Source organism: Zobellia nedashkovskayae, from assembly GCF_015330125.1.
Classification (GTDB): Bacteria; Bacteroidota; Bacteroidia; order Flavobacteriales; family Flavobacteriaceae; genus Zobellia; species Zobellia nedashkovskayae.
Genome location: NZ_JADDXR010000002.1, coordinates 4670385 through 4684204 on the forward strand (window position 1 = coordinate 4670385; position 13820 = coordinate 4684204).

Annotated in this window: 8 protein-coding genes; 7 read left to right on the top strand and 1 reads right to left on the bottom strand. The window is 37.5% G+C overall.

Annotation, left to right across the window (positions count from 1 at the left end; translation table 11 throughout):
- Positions 1-20 precede the first annotated feature (20 nt).
- The 3 genes from IWB64_RS19295 (at position 21) to IWB64_RS19305 (ending at position 5656) form a co-directional block, all read left to right on the top strand.
- The gene (locus tag IWB64_RS19295; RefSeq protein ID WP_194535562.1) at positions 21-1235 is read left to right on the top strand and encodes an RsmB/NOP family class I SAM-dependent RNA methyltransferase; all 1215 of its coding nucleotides are present in this window, start codon (positions 21-23) and stop codon (positions 1233-1235) included.
- 201 nt (positions 1236-1436) lie between these two features.
- A complete protein-coding gene (purL, locus tag IWB64_RS19300; protein WP_194535563.1) occupies positions 1437-5120 on the top strand; it encodes a phosphoribosylformylglycinamidine synthase in 3684 nt (1227 codons plus the stop codon).
- An 83-nt stretch (positions 5121-5203) separates the two neighbouring features.
- Positions 5204-5656 (top strand): GNAT family N-acetyltransferase, encoded by a 453-nt coding sequence (locus IWB64_RS19305; protein WP_194535564.1) that lies wholly within the window; start codon positions 5204-5206, stop codon positions 5654-5656.
- A 24-nt stretch (positions 5657-5680) separates the two neighbouring features.
- Here IWB64_RS19305 and IWB64_RS19310 read toward each other — a convergent pair whose 3' ends face one another.
- The gene (locus IWB64_RS19310; RefSeq protein WP_194535565.1) at positions 5681-8254 is read right to left on the bottom strand and encodes a T9SS type A sorting domain-containing protein; all 2574 of its coding nucleotides are present in this window, start codon (positions 8252-8254) and stop codon (positions 5681-5683) included.
- Positions 8255-8525: 271 nt separating this feature from the next.
- On the opposite strand from IWB64_RS19310, the gene IWB64_RS19315 reads away from it, so the two are divergent.
- The 4 genes from IWB64_RS19315 (at position 8526) to IWB64_RS19330 (ending at position 13789) form a co-directional block, all read left to right on the top strand.
- Positions 8526-10301, top strand: a complete 1776-nt coding sequence (locus IWB64_RS19315; protein ID WP_194535566.1) for an AMP-dependent synthetase/ligase — start codon at positions 8526-8528, stop codon at positions 10299-10301.
- Between the two features lie 185 nt (positions 10302-10486).
- Entirely contained in the window at positions 10487-10969 is a 483-nt protein-coding gene (locus tag IWB64_RS19320; RefSeq protein WP_194535567.1) for a MarR family winged helix-turn-helix transcriptional regulator, read from the top strand.
- Between the two features lie 22 nt (positions 10970-10991).
- Positions 10992-13397, top strand: a complete 2406-nt coding sequence (locus IWB64_RS19325) for a 3-hydroxyacyl-CoA dehydrogenase/enoyl-CoA hydratase family protein (protein ID WP_194535568.1) — start codon at positions 10992-10994, stop codon at positions 13395-13397.
- Between the two features lie 44 nt (positions 13398-13441).
- Positions 13442-13789, top strand: coding sequence for a four helix bundle protein (locus IWB64_RS19330; RefSeq protein WP_194535569.1), 348 nt, complete (start codon positions 13442-13444; stop codon positions 13787-13789).
- The last annotated feature ends 31 nt before the right edge of the window (positions 13790-13820 follow it).

Consider the following 13820-nt stretch of genomic DNA (forward strand, 5'->3'; position numbering starts at 1 on the left):
TGCAGCCTTAATTTTTTGTAATGAAGCTACATAGAAACCTGGTTTTCGCAGTAATCGATGCCTTGAATTTGATTTTTAACGAAGGAGAATATGCCGATAAGGTAGTACAGAAAGTACTAAAATTCGATAAACGCTGGGGTGCTCGTGACCGTGGTTTTATTGCTGAAACCACCTATGAAATTGTTCGCTATAAGCGATTGTATACTGAAATTGCTGAAGTAAAAGGACCTTTTAGCAGACCTGACCTTTTTAGAATATGGGCTGTATGGGCTGTTCTAAAAGGAATAAGCCTACCTGATTGGAAACAGTTAGAACCAACACCTGAGCGCCGTATCAAAGGTAAATTTGATGAACTTTCAAAAATTAGAAAGTTCCGCGAATCTATGCCAGATTGGATAGATGAAATCTGCGAAAAAGCTTTAGGAGAAAAGTTATGGACTGCAGAAAGTGCTGCACTTAACGTACAGGCTGAAGTTATTCTTAGAACCAACACTCTAAAGACGAACAAGGAAACGCTTCGTAAAGCTTTGCTAGATGAAGGTACTGTTGTAGAACCTATAAAAGGGTATGCAAGTGCCCTTAGATTACCAGAGCGTGCCAATGTCTTTGTTACCGAATCATTCAAAAAAGGGTATTTTGAAGTTCAAGATGCTTCATCGCAGCTAGTTGCCGAATATTTAGATGTAAAACCAGGACAACGGGTAGTTGATACTTGCGCTGGTGCTGGAGGAAAATCGCTTCACTTGGCTGCCCTTATGGAAAATAAAGGTCAGCTAATCTCCATGGACATCTATGGCAGTAAGTTAAAGGAGCTAAAAAGACGTGCTAGAAGAAACGATGCCCATAATATTGAGACTCGCGAAATTGATTCTACCAAAGTTTTCAAAAAGCTATATGGTAGCGCAGACCGCGTCCTTATAGATGCCCCGTGCACTGGTATTGGAGTATTACGAAGAAACCCGGATAGCAAATGGAAAATGCAGCCTGCGTTTCTTGAAAAAATCATGAAAACGCAACATGAAATTATCCGTAGTTACAGTAAAATTGTAAAGCCGGGTGGAAAAATGGTGTATGCAACCTGTTCTATTCTTCCTCAAGAAAACAATGACCAAGTCAAATCTTTTTTATCTTCAGAAGAAGGAAAAGACTTCAGTTTGGTAAAGGAGAAAAAGATTTATGCTTCCAAAAGCGGGTTTGACGGATTCTATATGGCGTTGCTAGAAAAGAAAAGCTAGTTTTTTTTAATAACTACAAAGGTTCAGAGGTTTATTAATATGATATGAAGCAGTTTTCGCTTTAAGTAGAAGAGAAACTGGGCATACAAAGTAATCAACAACCTGTTAACTTCTACTTAGAAAAATTTGCAATACTCCTTTAAAAAGAACCTTTTAAAGGCTAAATTTGCCTTTTCTCAAACCTATCAATTTACAAGCTAAATGATTCACTTCTTCGGGGATGTAGCCAAAAAAGTCTTTGCCGTTCAAACGGTTGAAGAACTTTCGCAAGAAAACAATAACAAACTTATATGGTTGTTCGGCAACCTACCAAAAATAAATACGGCGTCTATAGACGCCTTTTTTGTTGGCCCAAGGGCAGCAATGATAACGCCCTGGAGCACGAATGCTACGGAAATTACCCAGAACATGGGTATAGAGGGTATCATTAGAATTGAAGAATTTACAGCGTCAAGCGAAAAATATACCGATTTTGACCCGATGCTTTCTGAAAAATTCAACGGACTCACTCAGTCTATTTTCCAGATTGATGTTGCTCCTGAAGCAGTTCTAGAAATAGAAAATATAGGTGATTATAATAAGCAAGAAGGTTTAGCCTTAAACGATGAAGAGGTTACTTATTTAGAGAATCTTGCTAAGAAATTAGACAGAAAACTAACCGATTCTGAAGTTTTTGGTTTTAGCCAAGTAAACTCGGAACATTGTCGTCATAAAATATTCAACGGTACTTTTATTATTGATGGCATAGAAAAACCATCTTCACTTTTTAAGCTTATCAAGAAAACATCGCAAGAGTTTCCTAACGATATTGTTTCAGCCTACAAAGATAACGTGGCTTTCGTAAAAGGGCCTAAAGTAATCCAATTTGCACCAAAAACTGCCGATAAACCCGATTTTTACCAAGAATCGGAGTATAATTCGGTTATTTCTATAAAAGCAGAAACACACAATTTCCCTACTACCGTAGAGCCTTTTAATGGTGCTGCTACAGGTTCTGGTGGAGAAATTCGTGACCGTTTGGCAGGTGGAAAAGGTTCATTACCATTGGCAGGAACTGCTGTTTACATGACTGCCTATTCTCGTCTAGAAGAAGATAGAGAATGGGAAAAAGCATTCCCAGAAAGGGAATGGTTGTACCAAACTCCAATGGACATTCTTATAAAAGCGTCAAACGGTGCTTCAGATTTTGGAAATAAGTTTGGGCAGCCTTTAATTACTGGTTCTGTATTGACTTTTGAACATGACGAATCTAAAGACAGCAACGAAAAGAATACAAGAAAACTAGGTTTCGATAAAGTCATCATGCAAGCCGGTGGTATTGGCTACGGGAAAGCAGAACAGGCTTTAAAAGATACACCTAGAACGGGTGATAAAATTGTAATCTTAGGAGGTGACAACTACCGTATTGGTATGGGTGGTGCAGCCGTTTCAAGTGCTGATACCGGTGCATTTAGTTCTGCCATTGAGTTAAATGCTATACAGCGTTCCAACCCAGAAATGCAGAAAAGAGCATCAAACGCTATCAGAGGTATGGTAGAAAATGATGTAAACCCAATCGTCTCCATTCACGATCATGGTGCTGGCGGACATTTGAACTGTCTTTCAGAATTAGTTGAAGATACGGGCGGAAAAATAGATTTAGACCAACTTCCGGTAGGTGACCCTACGCTATCGGCTAAGGAAATAATCGGTAACGAGTCCCAAGAACGTATGGGCTTGGTTATTGGTAAAGAAGATATTGATTTACTACATCGTATTGCGGACCGTGAGCGTTCTCCAATGTACGAAGTAGGAGATGTAACTGGCGACCATAAGTTTACTTTTGAATCAGCTACCACGGGTGAAAAACCAATGGATTTGAATTTGGAAGATATGTTCGGAAGTTCTCCAAAAACCATAATGACGGATACAACCGTTAAAAGAAAATATACCGATCCAGAGTACTCGTTAGAGTTTTTTCACGATTATTTAGAACAATTGCTACAGCTTGAAGCTGTTGCCTGTAAGGATTGGCTAACGAACAAGGTTGACCGTTGTGTTGGCGGACGTGTTGCCAAACAACAATGTGCCGGACCATTACAACTTCCGTTGAACAATTGTGGTGTTATGGCCTTAGATTTTAAAGGAAAGGAAGGTATTGCCACCAGTATTGGCCACTCTCCTATTTCCGGATTAATCGACCCAGCTGCAGGAAGTTTAAATAGTATTGCGGAGTCTTTGACTAATATTATTTGGGCTCCACTAAAAGAGAATTTAAAATCCATTTCGCTTTCTGCCAACTGGATGTGGCCTTGTAAAAATGAAGGTGAAGATGCCCGTTTGTACGAAGCTGTTGAAGCGGTATCCGACTTTTCCATTGCTTTAGGTATTAATGTGCCAACTGGAAAGGATTCGCTTTCAATGAAACAAAAATATAAGGATGGTGACGTTATCGCACCAGGTACGGTGGTTATTTCTGCTGCTGGAAATTGTGATGACATTACCAAGGTAGTAGAGCCTGTTTTAAAGAAAAATAGTGGTGCTATCTACTACATCAACCTATCTAAAGACTCTTATAAATTGGGAGGTTCTTCTTTTGCCCAGGTTCGTAATACCATAGGTACTGAAGCACCGACCATTAAAGATGTAGCCTATTTTAAAACGGTTTTCAACGCCATTCAAAACTTGATAAAAGAAGATGAAATCGCTGCTGGACATGATGTTGCTTCTGGTGGTTTAATTACTACTTTATTGGAATTATGTTTTGCCAATATCAATTTATCAGCAGAATTAGACTTATCTAGTTTAGGTGAAGAAGACACTATAAAATTACTTTTCTCAGAAAACTCGGGAATTGTTTTTCAAGCGAAAAATGAATCTGTAGAGCAAAAATTAGCTGACCTCAACATAGATTTCAAGAAAATAGGAAACGTAGTTTCCGGTACCGTTCTGAAAATCAGAAATGGAGGAATGGAAATGGGCTTGAACATTGACTCTTTAAGAGATACATGGTTCAAAACTTCCTATTTACTAGACAACAAACAAACAGCTAAAAATTTAGCTAAAGACCGCTTTGATAATTATAAAAATCAGCCACTTCAGTACAAATTTCCTAAAAACATAAATTTATCTACTGTCCCTGCTAGTACTGGTAAAAGACCAAAAGCGGCTATCCTTCGTGAAAAAGGAAGTAATTCTGAACGCGAAATGGCAAATGCCATGTACTTGTCCGGTTTTGATGTAAAAGACGTTCACATGACCGATTTAATTTCTGGTCGTGAAACCCTTGAAGACATTCAGTTTATTGGTGCCGTTGGCGGATTTTCCAACTCAGATGTTCTAGGAAGTGCCAAAGGATGGGCAGGAGCTTTTAAATACAATGAAAAAGCAAATACCGCTCTTAAAAACTTCTTTGCAAGACCAGATACCTTATCTATTGGTATTTGTAACGGTTGCCAGTTGTTTATGGAGTTAGACCTCATCAACCCTGAGCATGAAACCCATGGTAGATTAACGTATAACGACTCTCATAAGCACGAGAGTAATTTTACATCGGTTAAGATTCAAGAAAACAACTCGGTTATGCTTTCAAGTTTAGCAGGAACCTCTTTAGGTGTTTGGATTTCTCATGGCGAAGGAAAATTTAGTCTTCCACATAACGAAGACCAATACGGCGTTGTTGCTAAATACGGTTATGAAGGCTACCCAGCCAATCCTAACGGAAGTGACTTTAACACAGCTATGCTTTGTGATACCACAGGTCGCCATTTGGTAACCATGCCGCATATTGAACGTTCTATTTTCCCTTGGAACTGGGCATATTACCCAGAAGGTGCTAATGATGTAGTATCTCCATGGTTAGAGGCTTTTGTAAATGCTAAAAAATGGATTTTGGAGACTAAATAGTCCAAGAAAGCATACCTATTCAAAATTTTAAAACGGCGTGTACTTAAATGTGCACGCTGTTTTTTTTTATATTTTAGTTTGATATGAAAATCCGAAAAGCAAAGGAAAGTGATGTTTCCGCAATTGTAGCGCTATTAGCCAATGATAAATTGGGCAAACTGCGGGAAGATTATGAAGAACCTTTACCACAAAAATATTACGATGCTTTTGAAGCTATAAACGGAGATCAAAACCAAGAACTAATAGTTTTTGAGAATGAGACTGAACAGGTAATTGGCACTATACAACTATCATTCATTCCTTACCTAACTTACCAAGGAGGAATTCGCGCTCAAATAGAAGCCGTGCGTGTACATGAAGACTACCGAAGTAAAGGAATAGGGCAACAATTATTTGAATGGGCTATACAACGTGCGAAGCAAAAGGGAGCACACGTTGTACAACTCACTACGGACAAAAGGCGGCCCGATGCACTAAAATTTTATGAAAAGTTGGGTTTTACAGCTAGTCACGAGGGAATGAAATTGCATCTTTAACTTCACTTCTAAGCTTAAAAACAGTTATTTCACCATTAACTTACTACTCCATACTTTATCATTACTACTCGTAATTTTATAGAAATATAGTCCTGAATTCAAATTTTTCCGCCGTACTATGATCATATTCTGACCTTCTTTTGTATCGCCATTCATATCATGAGATGAGATTTTTTTACCAGCCATATTAAACAGTTCAAAAGTATACGTGCCAGCGCTTTCTTCGTAAAAATATAGACTAGATTCAGATTGCATTGGATTAGGGTATACCACTGATTCTGAAGTATTTTCGGAAATAAAAATCTTGTTTTCCTCATTATTATTGAAAGAAACATTGGATAAGCTCATTTGCTTTTCCTCTACACTTCCACCTTCCGCCAATAAATTAAAATTGATGACTTTTAAGCTGTCAAAATCAGTTGTTGCATTCGTCGAGCTTTTAAAATCTGAGTCTAATAAATTAAAGGTATTTGTCTCAGAAGTTAAATTCACTTTTGCTGTGTATGATTCACCATCGCCCTTTAATAATTTTACTTCCAATACTCCAGTTCCACTAGCTTCAAAAGTCAGTTTTCCATAATCCGATAAATTTACTGGTGTAAATCGTGGACTCAGTGCGCGATACACTCCAATATAGCTTGATGTTTTTCCGCTCAACTCAACATTTCGTTCAACAGGGTAGCCATCTTCCATATAGGGCGTTTGAACGGGCATCACTTCATAATTATCTACCGTAGTACCATCTGATGAGCCATCTAATCCCCAAGGGGCATCAGCTACAAAAAGGTCATCTGGAGTACCATTGGCAATACTCACTCTAAAACCAAAATCGAAAATATTTCCTGTACTTAAAGCAACGGAATCTAAATACCCATCAATAGGCGCTGCTAAAGTCATGCTTTCTGTTTCGCTGGTCTCTGTCTTTTTAAGACCGCCTTCAAGCTGTATTTTTTCTGTTTTATTATTATTCACCAAATTAAGAATAACCTCTCCTTTGGCATATTTTGCCGATTTCACAAAAACCGGTGGCGGTGTAGAACCTTTAAATTCTGAAATAGGACTATGCACTTCTAAGAGATTCAAAATCTCATCTGCAAGCAATAGCAAATCATCTACCGTATTGGACCATATCTGAAAGTTGTAATAGGCCGAGTTCTCTGCGTAAGCATCAATATTCCAATGCGATTCTACAACAAATTGGTCGTTAGCATCCAGTCGCACTGAAAAGGTTAATGCGAATTCTGTGCTTCCGTCTGGTTGTTTAATAATCGATTTAATAAAATCTTTCTCTCGCAACTGTATATTAGATACAGATAATAACTGAGCACCAAGAAATCTATCACATATAAACTTACTATGCTCATAAACTTTATTATCGGTCTTAATGACCATTAGCGCGCCTATATTGTCATCCTTTCTTAAATAATCTACCGAATATATGTCAGAAGCATTGGTAAGGTCTAAAAGATCGGCCGGAGAAGACTCTATAGTACTACTTTCACCAACAACATCTAAAGGAACCAATTCGTTTAATGGAATAGCATCTGGAGAAAATTTTCCCGTCTTGGCATAAGTAGCGCCTTTCATAACCTTTTTGGCCGTTAGCTTATCAAACTTATAATTGGTTTTAGCCCGGTTGTAATTCCGCTCTCCTATCAATGAAGATAACCTGTCATTACTTTCTAGACCACCATCATTAGCCCCTGAGGTAAGGTTGATTGTTGGACAAGAAGCCACACCGGAACATGAAGGGTCATCACAATCTACAAGCCCATCTCCATCGTCATCTACCCCATTAATACAATCTTCCTGAGGCACAGGCGCAGTAGGGCACCTTGCTCCATCATTACTTGATGCAGCAGGACCAAAAGCAAAAATATTGGAATTCATTACACCAAAGCTTATATCTTGAACGCTATCTATTTTATAGACCGCACCTGTTTGATTTGCCGAAATATAAAAATTGCCATCTACATCAAAATAAACAGCGCCAAAGGTATAGTTCAACCCTTCCAAAATAGGCACTTCACCCAACGATTCTACCGCTCCTGTTTCATCAGAAATTCTGTAAAGCACATTGGTTCCCCGCTCTACAGTATACAGTTTATTGTCCTTAGCATTAAAGGCCCAGTCCGCTATGGAAAGGCTCTGGCTCAAAGAAAATTCTCCCAAATATTCAAGGTAGGTTTCAGATTCAGGATTTAAATCAATTTTATAATAAGATGCACCACCGGCTTTAAAGTAGTAGATACCGTCTGTTGAAATATCCCCAACGTATTTGTTACCAGTGGGCAATTCTGGAATAGTATGTTGTTCTACTGTAAAATCCTTTCCTATGCGAACAATAGATTGAGACGGAGTTGATAAATATCCCCAAATATAACCGTCAGTTGTATTATAAGCTACGGCATTTACATTACCAGGAGTTATATTTTCTGACACCAAATATGAACTTCCCGAAGCTAGGTCTAGTGCATAGATATCATTATATTGAAATAAATACGCATTAAAATCACAAGCGAACGGAGTTGATTGAGATTGACCCATTATACCCGATAATAATATCAGATAGGTCATTTTTTGTAAAAAGAATTTCATGATAAGTAGTTTTAGGGCATACTTTAGAGGTAAAATTTGGGATATGTAAGAATTATTTTTAGTGTATAAGTTTTTTCTTACCTTAATACTATATAAAAATATATAACTATTTCATTTTCTTTTTATTGCTGTCTTACAAAATTATCAGTCAAGATGTGCGTTATGAGTAGGTGAAATAGTGATTTCTCATAAAATTGATGCTAATTTTGTGAAAGTCATTTTAAACTTCCATGTTCTTTCGTAATTTGCAAGGACCATTTAGATACAAAATATGCAAAATATTACCCGACTTTTTGACTTCCCCTACTATCAGTTGGAGAAATATAATTTAGAAAAATCACTTATCTCAAAAAAGGGTGGTAAGTGGATTTCTTTGTCCACTAAAGAGTACATAGATCAAGCAAACACAATGAGCCGTGCCTTGCTCCGAATGGGTGTAAAACCCAACGATAAAATTGCGGTGATTTCTTTGACCAACAGAACGGAATGGAACGTTATGGATATTGGTATTCTTCAAATTGGCGCACAGAATGTTCCTGTTTATCCAACTATATCCGAAGAAGATTATGCCTATGTGCTTAATCATTCAGAAGCTAAATACTGTTTTGTCTCTTGTGGAGAAGTATTTCAAAAAGTTAAAAGTATTAAAGACCAAGTCCCAAGTCTGGAACACGTCTATTCTTTTGATGAAATAAGCGATTGTGATAGTTGGGAAAAGGTACTTGAGCTTGGTGCGGATATAGCTAACCAAGACGAAGTAGAAAAATTAAAGGATTCAGTTAAACCAACTGATCTTGCTACTCTTATATATACTTCAGGAACTACAGGAAGACCAAAAGGTGTTATGCTTTCTCATGACAACCTAGTAAGCAACGCTATTGAAAGTTCTAGCCGTTTTCCTATAAATGATGGTAAAGCTAAAGCATTAAGTTTTTTGCCTTTATGCCATGTTTATGAGCGTATGTTAATCTATCTCTACCAGTACAGAGGTGTTTCTATCTATTACGCAGAGTCTCTTGAGCTGATTAGTGAAAATCTTAAAGAAATACAGCCTCATGTAATGACCGCGGTACCTAGGCTTTTAGAAAAAGTGTACGATAAAATAATTGCCAAAGGATCAGAACTTACAGGTATTAAAAAGATGTTGTTCTTCTGGGCCGTTAAAATAGGTCTTAGATATGAACCTTATGGTAAAAATGGTTGGTGGTACGAACAACAACTAGCTATAGCCAGAAAACTCATTTTTAGTAAGTGGAAAGAAGGCCTTGGTGGAAACCTAGGTATTATTGCTTCTGGAAGTGCAGCACTGCAACACCGTTTAGCACGCATTTTTAACGCTGCGGAATTTGGATTAATGGAGGGTTATGGCCTTTCTGAAACATCGCCGGTTATTTCCGTAAATGATATACGTAATGGAGGTTTCCGTATTGGAACCGTTGGTAAACCTATAAACAGAACTGAAGTAAAGATTGCCGCTGATGGTGAGATTTGCATAAAAGGTCCTCAAGTAATGCTAGGCTATTACAAAGATCCACAGAAAACCGAAGAGGTTATCATAGACGGCTATTTCCATACTGGAGATATTGGTGAGTTAGATAGTGACGGATTTTTGAAGATTACAGACCGTAAAAAAGAAATGTTCAAAACCTCCGGCGGCAAGTATGTTGCTCCTCAGTTATTAGAGAATCGTTTTAAACAATCTCGTTTTATAGAACAAATTATGGTTGTGGGTGAAGGCGAAAAAATGCCAGCTGCCCTTATTCAACCAGATTTTGCCTTTTTACATGAATGGGCTAAATTACATAACATTACGATACCTGAGAATTCAGACATCATTAAAAACGAACAAGTTTTAGCTCGTTACCAACAAGAAGTAGACGAAGCCAATGAAAAATTTGCCAAATGGGAGAAAGTGAAACAATTTCGTTTAACACCAGATGTATGGAATATTAACGACGGCCATCTTACTCCTACCCTAAAACTTCGCCGTAAAATTATTAAGGGCAAATACATGGATCTCTATGAAGATATTTATGGGCGTTCTTAATGTCAAAACATGACTTTCTAGGTTTTAACAAAAATATAGTCTTTTCCTAATTAAAGCCCTCACCCCTTACGAATAAAGTAATTTATACATATTAGTGTTGCTTTTCTGGTTTAAAAATTCAAAAATATATTATGCATGCATAATATATTTTTTGTATATTTGATAACCGTCAACCCACCTTATGTATGAAAGATATTACAATAGACTACGCATTGCGTGCCACATGGCAGGCAGTAGCGCGTATGTACAACGAAGAGGCTAAAAAATTTGATTCAACCATGGCTATAGGTTTTACACTGTTGAGTGTAGACCCTAAAACCGGCACACCTTCTACAGCTCTAGGGCCTAAGATGGGTATGGAAGCTACAAGCTTATCGCGTATTCTTAAAAGGATGGAAGAGCAAGGCCTTATTGAACGTAAACCAAATCCTAAAGATGGGCGTGGCGTTCTAATCTATTTGACGGAATTTGGATTAGAGAAAAGAAACGATTCAAAAAATGTGGTCCTACGGTTTGATGAATCGGTGAAAAATAATATTTCCGAGGAAAAAATCAACAGCTTTTTTGAGGTTATGGAAACCATAAACGAGCTTATTACAGAAAAGAATATTTATAATAATGACAATCTAATGAGCGATCAAGATAGCCTTGATTCTAAAACAGATTAATTAATAACCCAATAACTACATCGTGAACAAGCATATTAAAAAAGTAGCAGTCATTGGATCCGGAATTATGGGTAGCGGCATTGCTTGCCATTTCGCAAATATCGGAGTAGAAGTGTTGTTGCTCGATATCGTTCCAAGAGAATTGAACGATAAAGAAAAAGCAAAAGGTCTAACACTAGAAGACAAGATAGTACGTAACAGGTTGGTAAACGACTCATTAACGGCAGCCTTGAAATCTAAACCTTCACCAATCTATCATCAAAAATTTGCATCGCGTATCTCAACGGGAAACCTTGAGGACGATATTGCAAAAATCAGTAAAGTAGATTGGATTATTGAGGTTGTGGTAGAACGTCTTGATATCAAGAAAATGGTTTTCGAAACTATCGAAAAACACAGAAAACCTGGTACCTTGATTACGTCTAATACCTCTGGTATTCCTATTAAATTTATGTCAGAAGGTAGAAGTGATGATTTCCAAAAACATTTCTGCGGAACGCATTTCTTTAATCCGGCACGTTACTTAAAATTGTTCGAGATAATTCCTGGTCCTGAAACTTCTCAAGAAGTTCTTGATTTCCTTAACGGATATGGAGAACAGTTTTTAGGAAAAACTTCAGTAGTTGCTAAAGACACCCCTGCATTTATTGGAAACCGGATTGGTATTTTCAGTATTCAAAGTCTTTTTCACACCGTGAAAGATATGGGCATGACTATTGAAGAGGTTGATAAACTTACAGGTCCTGTTATTGGCAGACCTAAGTCAGCCACCTTCAGAACTGTTGATGTAGTTGGTCTAGATACTTTGGTGCATGTTGCCAACGGTATTTATGAAAACTGTAAGGACGATGAACGATTAGAGCTGTTTAAATTACCTGGTTTCATCAATACGATGATGGAGAGTAAATGGTTGGGAAGTAAAACCGGACAAGGGTTCTACAAAAAATCAAAAGATAAAGACGGTAAGACAGAAATCTTAACGTTGGATTTGGACATCATGGACTATCGTGCCAAGAAAAGTGCCAAGTTCGCTACACTAGAGCTTACCAAAACCATTGATAAAGTGGTTGACCGTTTTGCCGTATTAGTTGGTGGAAAGGATAAAGCTGGAGACTTCTATAGAAAGAGTTTCGGTCAGTTATTTGCCTATGTATCGCACAGAATTCCTGAAATAACAGATGAGCTTTATAAAATTGATGATGCCATGAAAGCTGGTTTTGGCTGGGAACATGGGCCTTTCCAAATTTGGGATGCTGTTGGTTTAGAAAAAGGACTTGAATTTATTAAAGCAGAAGGTTTAGAGGCCGCTGCTTGGGTACAAGAAATGAAAGCTTCAGGAAACGAAAGGTTTTATTCTGTAAAAGATGGAGCCACTTATTTCTATGACATTCCTAAAAAATCTGCAGAAAAAATACCAGGTCAAGATGCTTTTATCATTTTAGATAATATCAGAAAGACCAAAGAGGTATATAAAAATAGTGGTGTAGTTGTTGAAGATTTGGGTGATGGCATTTTAAATGTTGAATTCCAATCTAAAATGAACACTATTGGCGGTGACGTACTTGCCGGTCTTAATAAAGCCATTGATCTTGCCGAGAAAGATTTTCAAGGTTTGGTTGTTGGTAACCAAGCGGCAAATTTCTCCGTAGGCGCCAATATTGGAATGATTTTCATGATGGCCGTTGAGCAAGAATATGATGAGCTTAACATGGCTATTAAAATGTTCCAGGATACAATGATGCGTATGCGTTACTCATCTATTCCAACTGTTTCTGCTCCTCACGGTATGACCCTTGGTGGCGGATGTGAGCTTTCACTTCATGCAGATATGGTAGTAGCTGCGGCCGAAACCTATATTGGTCTTGTAGAATTTGGTGTTGGTGTTATCCCTGGCGGTGGTGGCTCAAAAGAGTTTGCTGTAAGAGCACAGGACACGTTCAAAAAGAACGATGTTGAATTGAATGTCTTACAGGAATATTTCCTGACAATTGGTATGGCCAAAGTTTCAACTTCAGCATATGAAGCTTATGATTTAGGTATTCTTCAGCATGGCAAAGATATCGTGGTGGTGAACAAAGACCGTCAGATTGCAACTGCAAAAGCACACGCAAAATTAATGGCTGAATCAGGATATACGCAACCGGTTAAACGAACAGATATTAAAGTACTTGGTAAACAAGCTTTGGGTATGTTCTTAGTGGGTACGGATTCTATGGAAGCTAGCCACTACATAAGTGAGCACGATAAGAAAATTGCAAACAAATTGGCCTATGTAATGGCTGGTGGCGATTTATCGGAGCCTACTATGGTAAACGAACAATATCTATTGGATTTAGAGCGAGAAGCTTTCTTGTCGCTTTGTACCGAACGTAAAACACTTGAGCGTATCCAACACATGTTAAAGACAGGTAAACCTTTAAGAAATTAATTATAAATAAGTATTGAGATATTAGAATTGGGAAATTAGATATAATGCATAAAGTAGAAAATTTAAAAATAATGAAGAAGGCTATTGAATTAGCTAAATCCATTTATCTACTAGCAGCTGATTTGCCTTCCGAAGAAAAATACGGGCTAGTTTCTCAAATTAAAAGATGCTCTGTATCAATTCCTTCAAATATAGCCGAAGGAGCTGGTAGAAATTCGCAAAAAGAGTTTAAACATTTTTTGAGTATTGCAAATGGTTCAGCTTTTGAACTTCAAACTCAGTTAATACTCTTAATCGAATTAAACTTAATAAAAAAAGAAAAAGTAAAACCAGTAATTGACGTTTGTGTTGAAATTCAAAAAATGAATTATTCGTTTCAAAAAACATTATAGATCTCAATACAATAAACTCAATACTCAATAC

Coding starts and splice junctions, on each gene's coding strand:
- IWB64_RS19295 (WP_194535562.1), top strand. CDS start 21: ATGAAGCTACATAGAAACCTGGTTTTCGCAGTAATCGATGCCTTGAAT.
- purL (WP_194535563.1), top strand. CDS start 1,437: ATGATTCACTTCTTCGGGGATGTAGCCAAAAAAGTCTTTGCCGTTCAA.
- IWB64_RS19305 (WP_194535564.1), top strand. CDS start 5,204: ATGAAAATCCGAAAAGCAAAGGAAAGTGATGTTTCCGCAATTGTAGCG.
- IWB64_RS19310 (WP_194535565.1), bottom strand. CDS start 8,254: ATGAAATTCTTTTTACAAAAAATGACCTATCTGATATTATTATCGGGT.
- IWB64_RS19315 (WP_194535566.1), top strand. CDS start 8,526: ATGCAAAATATTACCCGACTTTTTGACTTCCCCTACTATCAGTTGGAG.
- IWB64_RS19320 (WP_194535567.1), top strand. CDS start 10,487: ATGAAAGATATTACAATAGACTACGCATTGCGTGCCACATGGCAGGCA.
- IWB64_RS19330 (WP_194535569.1), top strand. CDS start 13,442: ATGCATAAAGTAGAAAATTTAAAAATAATGAAGAAGGCTATTGAATTA.